At 53.7% G+C, this 17,957-nt stretch carries 13 protein-coding genes; 9 read left to right on the top strand and 4 right to left on the bottom strand.

The window, feature by feature from the left end:
- Nucleotides 1-6: 6 nt before the first annotated feature.
- Nucleotides 7-990 (bottom strand): aldo/keto reductase, encoded by a 984-nt coding sequence (locus tag ACQKLP_RS24585; protein WP_427325724.1) that lies wholly within the window; start codon nt 988-990, stop codon nt 7-9.
- Between the two features lie 316 nt (nt 991-1,306).
- Nucleotides 1,307-2,047, bottom strand: a complete 741-nt coding sequence (locus ACQKLP_RS24580) for a biotin--[acetyl-CoA-carboxylase] ligase (RefSeq protein ID WP_427325723.1) — start codon at nt 2,045-2,047, stop codon at nt 1,307-1,309.
- A gap of 155 nt (nt 2,048-2,202) precedes the next feature.
- Here ACQKLP_RS24580 and rsfS point away from each other — a divergent pair, with 155 nt between their 5' ends.
- From rsfS to ACQKLP_RS24560, 4 genes are all read left to right on the top strand, one after another.
- On the top strand, nt 2,203-2,607 hold the full coding sequence (gene rsfS / locus ACQKLP_RS24575; RefSeq protein ID WP_126244543.1) for a ribosome silencing factor: 405 nt from the start codon (nt 2,203-2,205) through the stop codon (nt 2,605-2,607).
- 68 nt (nt 2,608-2,675) lie between these two features.
- Entirely contained in the window at nt 2,676-4,721 is a 2,046-nt protein-coding gene (ftsH, locus tag ACQKLP_RS24570; protein WP_427325721.1) for an ATP-dependent zinc metalloprotease FtsH, read from the top strand.
- Between the two features lie 6 nt (nt 4,722-4,727).
- Nucleotides 4,728-5,363, top strand: coding sequence for a LutC/YkgG family protein (locus ACQKLP_RS24565; RefSeq protein ID WP_423737107.1), 636 nt, complete (start codon nt 4,728-4,730; stop codon nt 5,361-5,363).
- A gap of 83 nt (nt 5,364-5,446) precedes the next feature.
- Nucleotides 5,447-6,223, top strand: coding sequence for a UDP-2,3-diacylglucosamine diphosphatase (locus tag ACQKLP_RS24560; RefSeq protein WP_427325720.1), 777 nt, complete (start codon nt 5,447-5,449; stop codon nt 6,221-6,223).
- Here ACQKLP_RS24560 and recO read toward each other — a convergent pair.
- Nucleotides 6,220-6,954: a DNA repair protein RecO gene (gene recO, locus ACQKLP_RS24555; RefSeq protein ID WP_427325719.1), complete on the bottom strand. Its 735-nt coding sequence runs from the start codon at nt 6,952-6,954 to the stop codon at nt 6,220-6,222. The two genes, ACQKLP_RS24560 and recO, sit on opposite strands and share 4 nt — an antisense overlap.
- A 19-nt stretch (nt 6,955-6,973) precedes the next feature.
- Entirely contained in the window at nt 6,974-9,133 is a 2,160-nt protein-coding gene (locus tag ACQKLP_RS24550) for a two-component regulator propeller domain-containing protein (RefSeq protein ID WP_427325718.1), read from the bottom strand.
- A gap of 119 nt (nt 9,134-9,252) precedes the next feature.
- Between ACQKLP_RS24550 and ACQKLP_RS24545 the strand changes: the two genes are divergently transcribed.
- From ACQKLP_RS24545 to ACQKLP_RS24525, 5 genes are all read left to right on the top strand, one after another.
- Nucleotides 9,253-11,655 carry an efflux RND transporter permease subunit gene (locus ACQKLP_RS24545; protein ID WP_427325717.1) on the top strand — a complete coding sequence of 801 codons (2,403 nt, stop codon included), beginning with the start codon at nt 9,253-9,255 and terminating at the stop codon, nt 11,653-11,655.
- Nucleotides 11,656-11,900: 245 nt separating this feature from the next.
- Nucleotides 11,901-12,599, top strand: a complete 699-nt coding sequence (locus ACQKLP_RS24540) for an IS1595 family transposase (protein WP_427325715.1) — start codon at nt 11,901-11,903, stop codon at nt 12,597-12,599.
- Between the two features lie 77 nt (nt 12,600-12,676).
- The gene (locus tag ACQKLP_RS24535; protein ID WP_427325714.1) at nt 12,677-12,862 is read left to right on the top strand and encodes a hypothetical protein; all 186 of its coding nucleotides are present in this window, start codon (nt 12,677-12,679) and stop codon (nt 12,860-12,862) included.
- A 250-nt stretch (nt 12,863-13,112) separates the two neighbouring features.
- The gene (locus tag ACQKLP_RS24530) at nt 13,113-16,361 is read left to right on the top strand and encodes a SusC/RagA family TonB-linked outer membrane protein (RefSeq protein WP_427325713.1); all 3,249 of its coding nucleotides are present in this window, start codon (nt 13,113-13,115) and stop codon (nt 16,359-16,361) included.
- Nucleotides 16,362-16,382: 21 nt separating this feature from the next.
- Nucleotides 16,383-17,840, top strand: coding sequence for a SusD/RagB family nutrient-binding outer membrane lipoprotein (locus tag ACQKLP_RS24525; RefSeq protein ID WP_427325712.1), 1,458 nt, complete (start codon nt 16,383-16,385; stop codon nt 17,838-17,840).
- The last annotated feature ends 117 nt before the right edge of the window (nt 17,841-17,957 follow it).

Raw genomic sequence — 17,957 nt, 5'->3', positions numbered from 1 at the left:
GTCAGGTTACCGGTTCACCAGTTTCATGGCCCCTTCGCTGTAGCGCTCGCCTTCGATCTGGTAACCTGAAAGCGTGGCTTCAATACGGGCAACATCGTCGGCCGTCAGCGCGATATCGGCCGCTGCGGCGTTTTCCTGCAGGTATTTGCGCCGTTTGGTGCCGGGGATGGGGGTGATGTTGTCGCCTTTGGCGAGCAGCCATGCCAGGGCCAGCTGCGGCAGGGTGATGTGGCGTTCGGCCGCGATGTCTTCCAGGGCGCTCACGATACGGAGGTTCTTTTCGAACGCTTCCTGCTGGAACCGGGGGAGGTTGCGGCGGAAGTCGGTCGGGTCGAGGTCTTTGACGTCGCGCAGGTCGGAAGTGAGGGCCCCGCGGCCGAGGGGGCTGTAAGGCACGATGCCGATGCCCAGTTCGCGGCAGGTGGGAATGATGTCGGATTCGATGTCGCGGACGAAGAGGGAATATTCGCTTTGCAGCGCGGCGATGGGATGCACGGCGGCGGCTTTGCGGATCGATCGCGCGGAGGCTTCCGACAGGCCGAGGTAGCGGACTTTCCCTTCCTTCACCAGTTCGGCCATGGCGCCAACGGTTTCTTCGATGGGCACCTGATCGTCTACGCGGTGGGCGTAATACAGATCGATCACGTCCACGCCGAGCCTTTTGAGCGATGCTTCGCAAGCCTGTTTGAGATACGCGGGCGATCCGTCGAAGTAGGTGGAATTATCTTCGCGGTAGCGGAAGCCGAATTTGGTGGCGAGGAAAACGTCTTTCCTGCGGGTGGCGAGCACTTCGGAGAGTTGTTTTTCGTTGAGGCCCTGGCCGTACATGTCTGCCGTGTCCCAGAAATTAACGCCGAGGTCGAGTGCGAGCTCAAGCGTAGCGCGGGATTCGGCATCGTCGCGCTGGCCGTAGGCGAAAGCCATGCCCATGCAGCCGAGGCCGATCGCTGAAACTTTTTCGCCGGTGTTTCCCAGAGTTCTGTAATGCATGTCTGAATAGGATTTTAAGTGGATAACAAAGCTACGCTGCGGATGCGGGAGCGAAATTGCAATCTTCAAGCGTTTCGTTGCAAATATCCAATAATTTGTTGCAACGGGCAACAGCGGGCGTTTGCAGCGAATTGCAGCAGAGGTTGCAAAATTTTATTTGGATAAGCGAAAAAGAAGTTCCATCTTGTAAACCTCCATTTATCGACCAAAATCATGGGCTCAGACCCGTGGCTGGCATTTTTGGAGAAGCTTCAGATGTTTGTCTTTACAAATTCCACTTCTCCAAAAAGCCAGTTTTTACTGGCTTTTTCCAGTTTTACCGGGCGAAGATGAATTCCACTTCGCCGAATCCCAGTTCCAGTATTTCCTTGTTCTTTTCCAGGCATAACCTTCCGTCGGGCAATACGTCGCGGATAACACCCTGGAAGATTTCGCCGTCGATGCGGTAAAGCGCGGGCTCGTGGAGGCGGTAGAGATGGTCTTTGTACTCGGCGAGCATGGCGGGGTAGGTGTCTACGCTGAGCCTGCTGTAACGGTTTTCGAGATGGGTGCAAAGGTCTTTGGCCAGTTCGAGCGTATCCCATTCCCGGCCGGTGATCTGGCGGAGGGATACGGGGTTCTGGAGATGGTCGGGGAAATGGGGGGTGTTGATATTGATGCCCATCCCCGCTATGGCATATTGCCAGACGCTTCCGCGCAGAACGTTCTCGATAAGAATGCCGCCTGCCTTTCTGTCACGCCAGTAAATATCATTGCTCCATTTGATGCGGGTTTCGTCTCCGGCGTATTTCCGGAAGAAATCGAACGCGCCGAGGGCGACGGCTACGCTGAGCATGAACTGCTGATGCAGGCCCAGTGCGGGTTGGAGAACGGTGGTGAGCATGATGTTCTCTCCTGGCGCGGAGAGCCACTGTTTGCCGCGTTGTCCTTTCCCTGCGGTCTGCTCCATGGCGAACCACGTGTACCCGGGCGCCACGGGGCCTTCTGCGACCCTTGCCATGGCATAGTTATTGGTGCTGTCTACCGTGCTGAGCACGTGAAACGGATGGCCTATCACAAATCCTGATTTAGCTGTAAAATGAGCAAATTTTCATCATTTTAACAATATTTTACCGCCCCATCCGTCTTCCAGCATATAAGCCGGCGTTATATTTTGGCCCCGGTTTAGTAATTTTGGAGATTAAAGACTATTTTTAACAAAAACAGCACTTATTGGCACCCTTAACCATACTGAACAGCAGGAAAAAGGCGGTAACACGCATCAATAGGAACAGCAAGATTTTTACTTCCATCATAAAGGCCATACAGGAGAAAAAAGGGGAGAATATCGTTTCCCTTGATCTGCGCAAGATCCCTGAAGCGGTAGCTGATTTCTTCATCATTTGTGAGGCCAATTCCAGTAACCAAGTTAAGGCTATAGCGGATTTTGTGGAGGAGGAAGTGAAGAACAACACGGACGAATCCGCGTACAAACACGAAGGGTTCACGGCTCAGCAGTGGATCCTGGTGGATTACGTGAACGTAGTAGTGCATATTTTCATTCCCGAAACCCGAAAATTCTATAACCTGGAAGAGATGTGGAGCGATGCGGAACGCATGGAACACCTCGATCACTGAACAAAACCCCGGGTTTTGTATTAATTACTTATAAAAGACAACTCTCATTCGTAAAGGAGCGAACGATCATGGAAAAAGGAGGCAATAACTATAGCAAGGGACCTGATAAATCATCACCGAAGAAAGGACCGAAATTCAATATCTACTGGGTATACGCCTTTATCGGCATTGCCCTGCTGGCTATGAATTTCGTACTGCCGATCTCCAGCCAGCCCAAAGAGCTGTCCGGCTTCAAGGAGTTCCAGCAAAGGCTGCTCCGGACCGGCGACGTAGACAAGCTGGTGGTGGTGAACAAGGCACTTGTAGAAGTTTATATCAAAAAAGAACGGCTGAACCAGCCCCAATACTCGGAAGTGGCCAAAGGCCGCCTCGGCGCCCAGAACTCAGGTCCGCATTACCAGTTCACCATCGGAAGCGTGGAAAGCTTCCAGAAAGAACTGGACCGCGCCCAGGAAGGGATGCCGCTGGCAGACCAGATGAACGTATCCTACGTTCCGCGCCAGAACTGGTTCGAGCCACTCATGCAAATACTGCTGCCCATCCTGCTGCTTATCGGTATGTGGGTACTGCTCATGCGTAAAATGGGCGGCCCCTCCGGCGGAAGCGGCGGCCCCGGCGGCATCTTCAACATCGGCAAATCCAAAGCCACCCTCTTCGATAAAGGCACCCGCGTCAACATCACCTTCAACGATGTTGCGGGCCTCGACGAAGCCAAAGTGGAAGTGATGGAAATCGTGGATTTCCTCAAAAACCCGAAGAAATACACCGCGCTCGGTGGTAAAATCCCGAAAGGAGCCCTCCTCGTAGGCCCTCCCGGTACCGGTAAAACCCTCCTCGCCAAAGCTATGGCAGGCGAAGCGCAGGTCCCCTTCTTCTCCATGTCCGGCTCCGATTTCGTGGAACTGTTCGTAGGCGTAGGCGCTTCCCGCGTTCGTGACCTCTTCAAACAAGCCCGCGAAAAAGCCCCCTGTATCATCTTCATCGACGAAATCGACGCCATCGGCCGCGCCCGTGGCAAAAACGTCATGATGTCCAACGACGAACGGGAGAACACCCTCAACCAGCTCCTCGTGGAAATGGACGGCTTCGGAACCGACAGCGGGATCATCATCCTCGCCGCCACCAACCGGCCAGACGTGCTCGACAGCGCCCTGCTGCGCCCCGGCCGTTTCGACCGCCAGATCTCCATCGACAAGCCCGACCTCGGAGGCCGTGAACATATCTTCAACGTACACCTGAAGCCCATCAAGACGTCGCCCAACCTCGACATCAAGAAACTCGCTTCCATGACGCCCGGTTTCGCCGGTGCGGACATCGCCAACGTATGTAACGAAGCCGCGCTCATCGCCGCCCGTAAAGGCAAGAACGAAGTGGAAATGGAAGACTTCAACGACGCCATCGACCGCGTGATCGGCGGCCTCGAGAAGAAAAACAAGATCATCTCCCCCGAAGAGAAGGAAGTGATCGCCTACCACGAAGCCGGCCACGCCATCTGCGGCTGGTACCTCGAACACGCCAACCCGCTCGTGAAAGTCACCATCGTTCCCCGTGGCGTGGCTGCACTCGGGTACGCACAGTATCTCCCGAAAGAACAATACCTCTACAATACCGAACAACTGGAAGACGACATCTGCATGACCCTCGGCGGCCGCGCAGTGGAAGATATCGTGTTCGGCAAGATCTCCACCGGCGCGCAAAACGACCTGCAGGTGATCACCCGCATGGCCTACGCCATGGTAACCGTGTACGGTATGAACGACAAAGTGGGCAACATCTCCTTCTACGATCCGAACAACGAACAATCGTTCACCAAACCGTATTCCGAAGAAACGGCGAAGATGATCGACGATGAAGTGCGGCTCCTGATCGACAAGGCCTACCAGCGGACGAAGAAACTGCTGACCGACAAACTGCCCCAGGTGAAACTGCTGGCGGAAGAACTGCTGAAAAAAGAAGTGCTGTATAAAGACGACCTCGAACGCCTCATCGGCAAACGCCCGTACGATACGCACAAAGAACATATCCCGACAAAGGCAGGCATCGGTGTGGAAGGCGTTCACCCGTCAGACATCATCAATCCTTCCCCGGCTAACGTAACAACCGAACAGGAATAAGGCACTATGAAAGTATCTCCGGCCAAAGAAAACATCCTTAAAAGGGTCCGCAACGCGCTCAGCCAGCCGGTGCAGCTCCCGTTCCCCCATGCGGAAGGTAACAACTCCGTATTCGTCACCGAAAATGAAGGCCTCGAACTGAAGTTCGCGGAAGAGTTTTCGAAACTGCAGGGCAAATTCATCTTCTGCTCCTCCCGCGAAGAACTGGCGGAAAACCTCCAGACACTCGTGGAGAACAAGGAATGGGCGCACGTGCATTGCAAAACACCGTCGCTGGAGAAAATCCTCCAGCCGTTCAATCCCGCTTACCTCAACGTGGGCGACATGAACCAGATGGATGCCGCGATCACCGATTGCGAAATGCTCGTTGCCCGAACCGGGTCTATCGTCATGAGCGCAGCGCAGCCCTCCGGCCGCGCACTGCCCGTGTTCGCGCCCGTCCACCTCGTTGTGGCGTTCACCCACCAGCTCGTGTTCGACGTGAAAGACGGCATCCAGCGGCTGAAAGAGAAATACCAGGGAAACCTTCCCTCCATGATCTCCTTCGCCACCGGCCCCAGCCGCACCGCCGATATCGAAAAAACGCTCGTGGTCGGCGTTCACGGCCCGAAAGAAGTGTATGTTTTCCTGCTGGATGAATAACTACTTCACATACAATAGATAACGATACGTGTAAAATGCAAAAGGAATTCATCACTTTTGCATTTTACATTTCATAACGAACCATGAACATTCATCTGCCGCCCGGCAAACGTGTATATTTCGCTTCCGACTTTCACCTCGGCGCCCCCGATATGGCCCGCAGCCGCCAGCGCGAAAAACTCATCGTACAGTGGCTCGACGAAGCCTCGAAAGACGCACAGCACATTTTCCTCGTCGGCGACATCTTCGATTTCTGGTTCGAATACAAACACGTCATCCCCAAAGGATACACCCGCCTGCTGGGCAAGCTCGCCGAACTGCGCGACAAAGGCATCGGCATCACCGTTTTCATCGGCAATCACGACATGTGGATGGACGGCTATTTCGAAGAAGAACTCGAAATTCCCGTGTACTTCGAGCCGCAGCAGTACGTGATCGGCGGAAAGAAATTCTATATCGGCCATGGAGACGGGCTCGGCCCGGGGGACCACGGGTATAAATTCCTCAAGAAAATCTTCCGCAATCCTGTTTGCCGCTTCCTGTTTTCGTGCATCCCGCCGAACTGGGGGATTTCCATGGCGAACTTCTGGAGCCGCAAAAGCCGCGCCGCCACCGGCGAAAAGCTGGAAACCTTCCTTGGCGATAATGAGGAATGGCTGGCGATCTACTCCCGCGAAATTCTCCAGAAAGAACATTTCGATTACTTCATCTACGGCCACCGCCACCTTCCGCTCGATCTGAAATTGGGAGACGCATCGCGCTACATCAACCTGGGCGACTGGCTGAACTATCATTCCTACGCCGTGTTCGACGGCCAGACTACCGAACTGAAATATTACAAAACCGGCACCCCGATTTAACCGAGGATCTCGTGTAAGATAGGCGGGCTGTGCAATTCCTTGAAATCGGGGAGGTGCAGCTTGTAGAAATCGAGGTATGCGTACAGGAGGTTGCGCCGGCGCTCCTTGTTCATCAACACCTGCTCCAGGTCGGGGATGTACTGGATATTCTGCAGCTTGTCCGTCAGCTCGCTGTTGGTTTCGTCGAGATAATTGGTGTGGTGCGGCGGGAGGTCGACGTACGTGCCTTCGGCCAGATCGAGGTAGGGCGTGAATTCCGAATAGTGCCCTGCGAAATGGAACCCGAGGTGCGCGGCGAAGCGCAGGGTGAAGAACAGCGGGAGATTGGCCGCCACGGCGGTGTTTTCGGTATCGAGGGCGCGGAAAACCTTTTCTGTGAAATGATACAGTTCGGGATCGGGCTCCGGTTGTTTGAGGGATTTTTGCAGCAGCTCGATGAGGTACAGCGCCACCGTGTTCTTCACGATATTCACGTGCATGGTGGTGTAGATATGCCCCGGTTTGAATTCGGAAATCCGCTGGATATTTTTCTGTTCGTGATGGTATACCACGAGGTCGAGGATGTTCCCGGGCTGGAGGATATTGCCCTTTGCCGCTTTGGGGCGCGACGAGCGCACGCCGTTCACGATGTACGACTGTATCCCGAAAAGCTCCGTGAAGATGCTCAGGATAACGCTGGTGTCCCCGTATTTGACGGTGCGGAGTACGATGCCCGGAGTTTTGTGCAGCATATCACGCAAAAATCGGTTATCAGCGGATAAATACCAGCTTCGACACGATTTTTTCCTTCCCTGCCGCATCGCTGGCCAATACGAGATAAACCCCGCTTTGCGGACGGAACCCCGTGTAATCCCGGCCATTCCAAACCGCCTGGCCGCCCTGGGCGCGGGTTTGAAAGACCAATTTCCCTGAAACGTCCGTGATCTTGACATATGCGTCGCGCACGAGCCCGCGCACGGCGATCGTGCCGGTATAGCCGGATGGTACGGGGTTCGGGAAGACGAGCACTTCGGCCCCCTGCGTTTCGCTGCCTTCGGTGGCTTCTCCGCGCCAGGATACCAATCCGTTCCCCGTTCCGAAAAATACCTCGCCCGTTACGGGATCGATGGCGATGCGCTGGACGGTGTTGTCGGGCAGGGGACTGTTTCCCGTATGGAAATGCTGCAGGATACGGCTTCCGTCGGCACTGGTGAGCCATGCGCCGTTGCGGGTGCCTACCCATTTGCGGTTGGCGCCGTCCACAGCAATGGAAAGCACCTGTTCGTTCTGGAATAAATACCCTGCGAAAGCGTCTGTTCGAACCACCGGGAGCCAGGTTTCACACGCGTTGGCGGCAAAAACGTCCTGCGCGCATTGGTAAACGCCGATGCCCCGCGCCGTGCCGATCCAGATCCAGCCATCGCGGTCTTTGGCGAGGCAATAGACTTGCGACGAAGGGAGATTCCCGCGCCCGGCGCCCGATTGCAGCTGTTTCCAGCGATCGTCGCGCGGGTCGTCGGCGTTGGCGCCATGGTCCATGACGATCACGCCGCCGCCCAGCGGGGCTGCCATCCATTTCCGGTCGTAATCGTCGATAAGGATTTGGGAAACGGCGTTATACGGGAGGAAATACGGAACGGTGAACCCGTTCCAGTTGCCGGATTTGTTTTTGACGAGGAGTTGCTGCTGCGTGGCGCCGAAGGCGGTGGCCCAAAGGTGCCCGTTCTGATCGGCCGCTACGCCGCCGATGCGGTCCCGGCCCAGGGGTTTCTCCTGTAAAACCGGTGCGCCTTCGCGGAAGGTGAAGACTCCTCCGCCGAAGGAGCCCGCATACACCTGCCCGTTCCCCGCCGAAAGGGAAATCACGTCGGGCACAACCTTGCCCTGCTGTACCCATTCGCCTTCCCGGAAAACCGAGACGGGAAAAGTAGCGCCGGATGGCTGCCAGCTGTCGCTGACAAACCCGGAAGCGGCCCACAGCGCGCCGCCGGCCGGAAGCAGCGCTCCCGAAGCCGGGCCAGCCGGGGCATCGGGCGTGAGCGCGGTGAAAGTATTATTATGGTAAAAAATGAGCCCGTTTTGCTGGTCGGCGATCCAGATCCCGCTTGCGGTCGGTACAGCGCCGGAAGGCGAGGGCAGGAGGGCATTGGTCAAAGTGGTTTCTTCATCCGAAATCCGGACCACCTTACCCGGGAGCCCCATGAACAGCGCATTCCCGGACGATTGCAGGAACGTGATCGCGCCGCGGCCGAACACCCACTTTTGCCAGGCGTTGCCGGTGAAGCGGAAAAGGGTGTCTTTTACCCGGGCAACGAGGTAATCCGAAGCTACCAGTTGCTCCGCGGTTGCGGACAGGGGCGGGAGTATTTTCCAGGAGCCGGGGTCGGCCAGGTTGGGGGCCGATATCGATGCACGGTAGATGCCCTGGGGGGTGGAGGCGAAGATTTCCGTGCCGTAAATGGTGGCAGACAGCACGGGGTGCCCCGGCGTCCAGGTGTCGGCGATTTCGCGGCGGCGAAGGTCTGCCACGATGATGCCGGTGGGCAGGGGCAGGAGGGCCCTGTCGCCCGAAATGAGGATGGATGTTGCGGCTTTGTCGGGGTTCCCCGGCCGTTGGAGCACGTCGGGGATGTTGGTGACGCGGCCGTTGGCGACGAGGTCGATATTGCCGTTGCGGTATGCGAGCACGAGGGTTTGAAGCCCTTCGTGCCAGGCCATCGCGGAAATGCCGGCGTCGTGCAGGCCGGTGGATTTACCGTACCGGGTTACCGCGTGCTCGTCGGCCGACAGCGAAAAGAGCCCCTGTGCGGTGGCGCAAAAGATTTCATTCCCGCTGGCCGCCACGGCCACGGCCTGGCGGGTGGGGAAATGCTCGCGCCATTGGCCAATCGGGATGCTTTGCGAGCGTAAGTCGTTGGAAACGAATATCAAAAAGAAAATCAAGCAGGGGCGAAACATACCTCAAAAGTAACAATTATGAATTATCTCTTATGCATTAATCGACATGAATAGTTACCTTTATGGCCTTTAAACAAAATTAGTCTAAATCTATGTGGCAGCGCCTTGCAGCTTTCGTGTTGAAATTCCGTTTGTGGCTATTGGCTTTGTTGTTCCTGGGAACGGGCGTCATGGCTTATTTCGCGAGCAAAGTGGAGCTCTCTTACGAGTTCACCGGCGCTATCCCCCGCGATAACCCCAAATGGCTGGTTTACCAGGATTTCAAGCAGAAATTCGGTGAAGACGGGAACATGATGGTGATCGGGCTGGAATCCGATAAACTCTTCCAGCTGGATTTCTTCCGTGATTACGTGGCCATGAACGACGCGCTGCGCAAGGTGGAAGCCGTGGAAAACACCCTCAGCATCCCCGTTGCCGTAAACCTCGTGAAAGACGCGGAAACGCAGAAACTGAAGGCCGTTCCCCTGTTCCAGCCCCTGCCACAGACCCAGGCCGAGCTCGACAGCCTGAAAAACGTCTTCTATTCCCTGCCTTTCTACAAAGGACTGCTCTATAGCGCCAACGCAAACGCCTATATGATGGCCGTAAGCATCAACAAACAGATCCTCAATTCGAAAAGAAGGATCGAAGTGGTGCAGGCCATCCAGAAAATAGCGGAAGAGTTCGGCGAAAAACATAAGGTGGACGTGAAGCTGAGCGGCCTGCCCATGATCCGGACCATCATGGCCACCAAGGTGGCAGACGAGCTGAAGATGTTCCTCTACATCTCTTTCGTGCTCACGGCCCTTATCCTGCTGCTGTTTTTCCGCTCGTTCAGCGCCGTACTCATGAGCATGATCGTGGTAGCGATCGGGGTGATTTGGAGCGTTGGCACCATCGTTATCTGCGGCTACAAGATCACGCTGCTCACCGGCCTGATACCGCCGCTGATCGTGGTGATCGGCATTCCCAACTGCGTTTACTTCCTCAATAAATACCATACGGAATATGCCGTTCACGGCGATAAGATGAAATCGCTCGTGCGGATGGTACAACGGATGGGCATCGTGACGCTGTTCACCAACCTCACCGCGGCCATCGGTTTCGGGGTGTTCTATTTCACCAATTCCGCGATCCTGAAGCAGTTCGGGGTAGTGGCCGGGGTGAACATCATGCTCATTTTCCTCATCTCGTTCATTTTCCTTCCGTCGGTACTGAGCTACCTGCCGCCGCCGAAAACGAAGCATACGAGCTATCTCGACAACAAAGCCTGCCGCTGGGTGCTGGAGTTCCTGAACCGCCTCGTGTTCAACTACCGGCCATGGGTATACGCATTTACCGTGATCATGGTGGTGCTGGCCGTAATCGGTATGATGCGCCTTCGCCCGGTGGGTTTCATCGTCGACGATATTCCGAAAAACGATAAGCTATACACCGATCTCAAATTCTTCGAGCATCGCTTTAAAGGCGTAATGCCGCTGGAAATTGCGGTGGATACGAAAAAGAAGAACGGCGTGGTGAACCTCCGTACGCTCGAAAAACTCGACGAGCTGGGCAAGATCATCGCCGAACAGCCTGCGTTTGCGCGGCCGTTGAGCGTGGCCGAAGGGATCAAATTCGCGAAACAGGCGTATTACAATGGCGACAGCCTGAACTATACCGTGCCCAACCAGTTCGATATCGGGTTCCTGGCGCCGTACCTGCGTATGAAAGGCGGGGGCGACAAATCCGTGTTTTCGCAGCTGGTGGCCTCTTTCATGGACAGCACGCGCCAGGTGGCGCGCATGAGCGTGAACATGGCGGATGTGGGATCGGTGGAACTGCCGCGGCTGCTGGATTCGCTGCGCCCGCAGGCAGACCGGATCTTCGATACCGCGCAATATAAAGTGACGTTTACCGGTACGAGCATTATCTTCCTGGAAGGGAGCCGGTTCATCATCAACGGCCTGGCGGAAAGCATTCTGCTGGCATTCGTGCTGATCATTTTCTGCATGCTGTACCTGTTCCGCAGCTGGCGGATGCTCATCATTTCGCTGGTGCCGAACATTATTCCGCTGCTGGTGACGGCCGGGGTAATGGGTTGGCTGGACATTGCCATCAAGCCCTCCACGGTGCTCGTTTTCAGCATTGCGCTGGGCATCGCGATAGACGTAACGATCCGTTTTCTCGTGAACTTCAAGCAGGAGTTGCCGCTGAACAATTACGATATTTCCGCGACTGTGCGGCATACGATCAACGACACGGGTTTGAGCATCATTTACACATCGCTGATCCTGTTTGCGGGCTTTATGATCTTCAGTTTTTCGGAGTTCCAGGGCACGAAGGCGCTGGGCTGGCTCACGAGCTTGACGCTGGTGATGGCGATGATCACGAACCTGACGATTTTGCCGGCGATGTTGTTGTGGATGGAGAAGGCGTTGCAGAAGAAGGCGAAGAAGAAGGAATTGTGGAAGGCGCTGGATGAGGAGGCAGACCTGGAAATGGACCAGATCGGGCTGGATGAGCACAAGGACTGATGCGTTCATCCTGTTTTATGACCGTTCAAAAAATTTTACGATCGCCGCACTAGATAATTATCTCATATCTGTAAGGTGTTAAATTTTAAACCCGTGGCCGCTTGCCACGGGTTTTTCAGTGCCTTCCGGTCAAATAATCTAGTAGGGGGCGTTCGACACGGGGAATTCGCCGTTTATAATAAAGCATTATATATAGTAGAGAAAAAGTAAGAGGTTTAGGATGCCATTTCTAATCCTCTTAGTCCATGAAAAATAAGTTCCTAAAGGGCGCTCATTTATCTGAGCGTAAATTTAAGGAGATACTTAAGCTGTTCTCCGAAGATTTAACCGCCACGCAGATAGCCAATATCAGTGGTGTGAGCAGGGTAACGATCAACAGTTACCTGAAGAAAATCAGGATGCAGATTGTGAAGTACTGTGAGTCTTTACAGCCTGAAAAAGCAGCGGGGTCCGTATCTCTGGGGCACCGCGCTCACGCACTCCATCAGCCGCAAGACATAGCCGTTGCCGTTAAAACCGATGTAGACCGGATCGTGAAGCCGGTGATTTTCGGTATTTACAAGAGCGACAACAAGGTGTTTACGGAAATTCTCCCCGATGTAAGCCGTTCTATGATCCAGGCGATCGCCCGCGGGCGGTCTGTACTGGAAACGGTGGGCAGCGCGGAGCGGATCCGCCGGTTCAACGGGGTGGTAGACCTGAGTCAATATCGTTTGTATCACCTGGGCCACGGGCATCACGAGGCGGAGAGCAAGACGGTGCTCGACGATGTGGACGGTTTTTGGGGTTTGACGAAGCACCGGTTGGCGAAGTTCAAGGGCCTGAACCGGAATACGGCTTATTTACATTTGAAAGAATGCGAGTTTCGCTATAACTATAGACATGAGGAATTATACGCAGTACTACTTAATCTTCTCAAGACTTATCCATTAAACTTATCTTGACCATAATTTGTTTCTAGCGACAGTAGGCGTGAATTACGGGAAAACCAGTAATTTTACGTTACCAAAGTCTGTCGCTTATGAAAAAAGTAAACGAAAAACGCTTGCCGTTCGGGTGGCCGGGCGTGCCAGTGCAAACAAGATCTGGTCGGGGTACTGCATATAAACCTTTACCGTACAGCGTTTCAGCAATAAAAAATATTGTGCTCCGCAGCAATGCGGCGCATGCAACTAATTCTAAAGATCTCGATTTAGATTTTGGTTGATGATAAGCGGGTGATAATCTTGTCGCCTGCTTTTTCTTTTTGTACCTGGTTTAACCCGGCTCAAGGCAAAGCAACAGGGCGGCATCCCAATATAACTTCTTTCTATACCACACATTCAACTTATCAAGAAAAAAAAGTATTCACCAAAAAAAAATGTATGTCCCCTCCAAAAAATTTACAAATCAATTGCGTTAAAAAAGAGTTAAGTAATTTATATTTGTCTGTTAAAATTCTGTTAAACAACTAAATTATGCTTATGAGGAAAGGTCTAACCGCACTTTTCCTGATCCTGGTATGTATATCAGGACAGGTATTGGCGCAGAGCCGAACCATTAAAGGAAAGGTTACAGCGGCAGATGACGGTACCCCTATCATTGGTGCCACGGTTATTGCTAAAGGCACGAACGTAGGAACCGTTACAAATGCTGAGGGTGTGTATTCCCTGAACGTTCCGGATGGTGTAGACGTACTGGTGGTTAAATTCATCGGTATGCGTGACCAGGAGGCGAAGATCTCCGGTACAAACGTAAACGTGGTATTGTCTACCGACGTTACGAATCTTACAGAAACAGTTGTAACGGCCCAGGCTATCCGCAGGGAGAAACGTTCGCTGGGTTTTGCTGCGCCTACGGTGAAAGCCGAGGAGCTGACCAAAGGCCAGAGCGTGAGCGCCCTGAACGGCCTGACCGGTAAAGTTCCCGGTCTGAACATCTCCGGTACGGCATCTGCTCCCGGCAGCTCTACCCGTATCGTACTCCGTGGTGGTTCTTCCATCTCCGGTAACAACCAGGCACTGCTGGTAGTAGACGGTGTTCCCATCGATAACAGCGGTCTGATGGGTGGCGGCGACAGCCGTTCTTCCGTAGACTTCGGTAACCGTGGTAACGACATCTCCCCGGACGACATCGAGTCCATCAACATCCTGAAAGGCCCTGCAGCCGCTGCGCTGTACGGTTCCCGCGCATCCAACGGCGCCTTGATCATCACCACCAAATCCGGCAAGAAAGGACAGTCCAAAATGAACGTTTCGTTCAATACGGCCAACACTTTCTCCAACGTCCTGAAAATCCCCGAGTACCAGAACGAATTCGGCCAGGGTTACCCTGACGATCCCGATGTTTATCCCGGTGGTTATCACAATGACCCGAAGGAAAACTTTAGCTGGGGCGCACCCTTCACTGGTAAAATGCAGCCCTGGGGTCAGGAAATTAACGGCGTTCGCCAACAGAAGCCCTACTCCGCAGTTAAAGACAACGTGAAAGACTTCTTTGACTTGGGTAAGGCTACCAACAACAACCTGGCACTTTCCGGTGCTGGCGACAAAACCACTTACTTCCTGTCGCTCAACGCCTTGAATTCAGACGGTGTAATGCCCGGCCATTCCGACACGTACAACAGGTACAACGTGCGTTTCAACGGATCTGCCGAGCTCGCGCACAACCTGACCACGAGCGTAAACTTCAACTACGCCAAAATCAAATCGAACATGGTGCAGGGCGGCCAGGGCGACGGTTCCGTATGGAACTCCGTTATCCAGATGCCGCGCGATATTCCGCTGACCCAGTTGGCAGACATGAACAACCCCTACAACAGCTTCGGTAACATCTCCGATGCTGCTGGCAACCCGCTGTACGGCTACTACGGTGCTTACACCGTGAATCCTTACTGGCAGCTGGCGAACTACCGTAACGAAAACGCGGTAGATCGTATTACCGGTAACTTCCAGGTGGGTTGGAAACCCTTGTCATGGTTGAACGTTGTTGAACGCCTTGGCGTCGACGTTTATGCTGACAGACGTAAATACAAATACCCGAAATTCAGCTTCGCTCCTGCCGATAATACTTCCGGCGAGTACAGCAGAGCTGCGAACACCCAGGTGGGCGCAGGTAAATACCAGGAGGAAATTTACAACCTGGCGGAAATCGTGAACGACTTCATGATCTCGGCTGAGCATCAATTCAGCTCCGACTTCAAAGGCAGCATCCTGCTCGGGCACAACATCCGTCAACGCCAGTTCGACGTTTCCGATGTGGAAACCAACCCTTCCGGCGGTCTCGTAGTACCCGGATGGTATAACTTCGGCAACTCCAATGGTCCGATCGACGCGGTGAATACTTTCTCCCGTCGTCGCCTGATTGGTGTATATGCAGACATTAACATGTCTTACCGCAACCTGATCTTCCTGGGTCTTACCGCGCGTAACGACTGGTCTTCTACCTTGCCGAAGAACAACCGTTCTTTCTTCTATCCCAGTGTGAACGCTTCGTTCGTATTTTCCGAGCTGATGAAAGATGGTGCGATCTCCGATTGGTTTGAATACGGTAAGATCCGTGCCAGCTGGGCGCAAGTGGGTAATGATGCGGACCCCTATCTGCTCAATACCTTCTACGACCGTACCAACATCCTTGGTCCTTTCGGCGGCACACGCTTCCCGCTCAATGGCATTCCCGGTCTGGCACAGTCCAACAGGATCGGAAACCCCGAACTGAAACCGGAAATCACCACTGCATTCGAGGTGGGTACCGAAATGAGCTTCTTCAAGAACAGGCTGAGTGTAGACTTCTCCTATTATCAGAACAAGTCTAAAGACCAGATCCTGAGCATCCCGATCTCTGCCGCCAGCGGATTTACTTCCAAAGTGGTGAATGCGGGCACTATTCAGAATAAAGGTGTGGAACTTTCCCTGCGCGGTACGCCTATTCAGACATCTTATGGCTTGAGCGTTGAACTGTATGGTACCTACACCAAAAACAAGAGCGAAGTGATCTCGCTGCTGCCTGGAGTAGACCAGATCGTTCTGGGCGGATTCGGCGGTATGTCTATCGTTGCAGCTGTTGGTAAACCTTACGGTACATTCTATTCCCAGGATATTCAAAAGACCCCTGACGGAAAAGTTATCGTAAGTCCTACTACAGGTGAACCGCTTTTGACACCTGCATCCGTTTACCTCGGAAACTACAACCCGGATTATATGGCATCTCTGGGTACCAACATCAAGCTTAAAAACTGGAGCCTGGGCGTACTGTTTGATACCAAACAAGGCGGTATGTTTTATTCCAGAACGAAAGATCTGATGGACTTTGTGGGCGTATCGAAAGAATCCGCTGCAAATGGACGCAATCCCCATCCGTTCCCGAATTCTGTAATCAAAGACCCGAACGATGCCAACAAGTACATCGCGAACACGAAACCCTACGATATGTTGAACTACTGGACCAATGCGATCCCTGCTGGCCAGCACGTACTGGATGGTTCTTTCGTTAAACTGCGCGAAGCAAACCTGAGCTACCGCTTCCCGAAAAACATGCTGAATAAAGGTATCTTCAGTGATGTTACCGTAGGGGTGTTTGGCAACAACCTGTTCATGTGGACACCGAAAGAAAACGAATACGTAGATCCTGAAGTGAACTCCGGCGGCTCTTCCAACGAACAGGGCCTGGACTTCTCTGCACAGCCTTCTCTGCGGAACTTTGGCTTTAACGTGAAAGTTACTTTTTAACGGTTACTAAAAATTTGAAGAATGAGAAAATTGAATATAAAGAATGTAGCGTTATCTGTTGCGATCGCCGTGACAGTTGTGGGCTGCGGTAAGTTCCTGGATGTGAACGAAAGTCCCAACCAGCCATTGGTGGCGGATGTGAAACTCCTGCTGCCTTCCGGACAGGCGGCAACGGCACACGTGCTCTCTAACCAATTCGGTATCACAGGTGGTATTTGGGCACAGTATTGGACGCAGAACCCGTTCTCGAGCCAATACCGTAATAACGATCGTTATAACCTCCAGCCATCTACTTCCAACAACTCCTGGGCTATTTTGTATGCAGGCGCCCTGCAGGATTACAAACGGGTGATCGAGAATGCAGGCAGCCTTACCCAGCACGCGGCAATTGCCTACGTGATGAAGGCTTACACCTACCAGATGATCACCGACGCCTGGGGAGACGTACCTGTAAAGGATGCGCTTAACGAAGGCGTTAGCCTGAATATCCCGTATCAGTCGCAGAAAGTTGTTTACGACAGCATTCAATTGTGGCTCGATCGTGGTCTTGCTATGCTGAACCCTGCCAGTCCCAACAAGGTAGGAAGCGAAGACGTAGTCTTCCAGGGTAATATCAACCAGTGGATCCGTTTCGCCAACACCTTGAAGCTGCGTGCTTATCTCCGCATCAGCGCGATAGACGCACAGCGCGCAGAGGCTGGTGTAAGAGCTTTGGCAGGCAAACCCCTGCTGGCCTCTTCCGCTGCGATCCAGTACTCCACCTCCGGTGGTAACGAGAACCCCCTGTTCTCCGAAATCCTCGGTCTTGGCAGAACCCAGAACCTCGTAGCCAGCAATACTTTCCTGGATGCCATGAAGGAGAATAATGACCCCCGCCTGGAACAACTCTATACCAAGGTAACCTGGGACGGGGTTGAGGACACAATCGTGGGTGGCCCTCAGGGCGACTTCGGTAGCTCTCCGGATTTCGATTATTCTTATCCCAGCGCCGCTACCGGTGGCCTCGGTGCCGATAACAATTCCGCGCTTGCTCCGGTAGTCCTGATCTCCGAAGCAGAAAGCTATTTCCTGCAAGCGGAAGCCCGCGCCCGCGGCTGGTTCACTACCGGCAGCGCACAAGCGCTCTTCAATGAAGGTATCACCGCCAGCTTTGAAGCCAATAAAATCGGTTCAGAAGCCGCAGCTTACATCGCAAGCGCGCCAGATGCCCAATGGCCTGCTACACTGGCCGACCAGGTAAAGGCGATCATCACCCAGAAATACTATGCCATGAATGGATGGCAGACGTTCGAAGCCTGGACTGAATGGCGCCGTACTGGTTATCCCGACTTCTTCACGCTGTCGGTTAACCAGCGCCTGGGCGGAAAGTTCCCCGTTCGCTTGCCTTATCCTGAAACGGAAGCCAATACAAACGGTTCTTTCAAAGACGTAAAACACAGACCGAACAGCGAACGCCTCTGGTGGGATATCGCCGACTAAGTCTTGCAGTTTATTCAACTATAAAAAGCCGTTCCGTTCACCCGGAACGGCTTTTTTTATCCCCCGCCCATAAAATATCCCCCCAAATTTCCAATCACATTTAAGTGTACTATCATA

This window comes from Chitinophaga sp. NPDC101104 (assembly GCF_050277495.1).
In the GTDB taxonomy this organism is placed as follows: Bacteria; Bacteroidota; Bacteroidia; order Chitinophagales; family Chitinophagaceae; genus Chitinophaga.
The sequence above is the reverse complement of the archived record's forward strand: the minus strand, read 5'-3'. Positions and strand labels throughout refer to the sequence as shown.

Excerpts from the sequence above, each read along its gene's own strand:
- ACQKLP_RS24530 (WP_427325713.1), top strand. The coding sequence starts at position 13,113 with ATGCTTATGAGGAAAGGTCTAACCGCACTTTTCCTGATCCTGGTATGT.
- ACQKLP_RS24540 (WP_427325715.1), top strand. The coding sequence starts at position 11,901 with ATGAAAAATAAGTTCCTAAAGGGCGCTCATTTATCTGAGCGTAAATTT.
- ACQKLP_RS24560 (WP_427325720.1), top strand. The coding sequence starts at position 5,447 with ATGAACATTCATCTGCCGCCCGGCAAACGTGTATATTTCGCTTCCGAC.
- ACQKLP_RS24565 (WP_423737107.1), top strand. The coding sequence starts at position 4,728 with ATGAAAGTATCTCCGGCCAAAGAAAACATCCTTAAAAGGGTCCGCAAC.
- ACQKLP_RS24535 (WP_427325714.1), top strand. The coding sequence starts at position 12,677 with ATGAAAAAAGTAAACGAAAAACGCTTGCCGTTCGGGTGGCCGGGCGTG.
- ftsH (WP_427325721.1), top strand. The coding sequence starts at position 2,676 with ATGGAAAAAGGAGGCAATAACTATAGCAAGGGACCTGATAAATCATCA.
- ACQKLP_RS24585 (WP_427325724.1), bottom strand. The coding sequence starts at position 990 with ATGCATTACAGAACTCTGGGAAACACCGGCGAAAAAGTTTCAGCGATC.
- ACQKLP_RS24525 (WP_427325712.1), top strand. The coding sequence starts at position 16,383 with ATGAGAAAATTGAATATAAAGAATGTAGCGTTATCTGTTGCGATCGCC.
- recO (WP_427325719.1), bottom strand. The coding sequence starts at position 6,954 with ATGCTGCACAAAACTCCGGGCATCGTACTCCGCACCGTCAAATACGGG.
- ACQKLP_RS24545 (WP_427325717.1), top strand. The coding sequence starts at position 9,253 with ATGTGGCAGCGCCTTGCAGCTTTCGTGTTGAAATTCCGTTTGTGGCTA.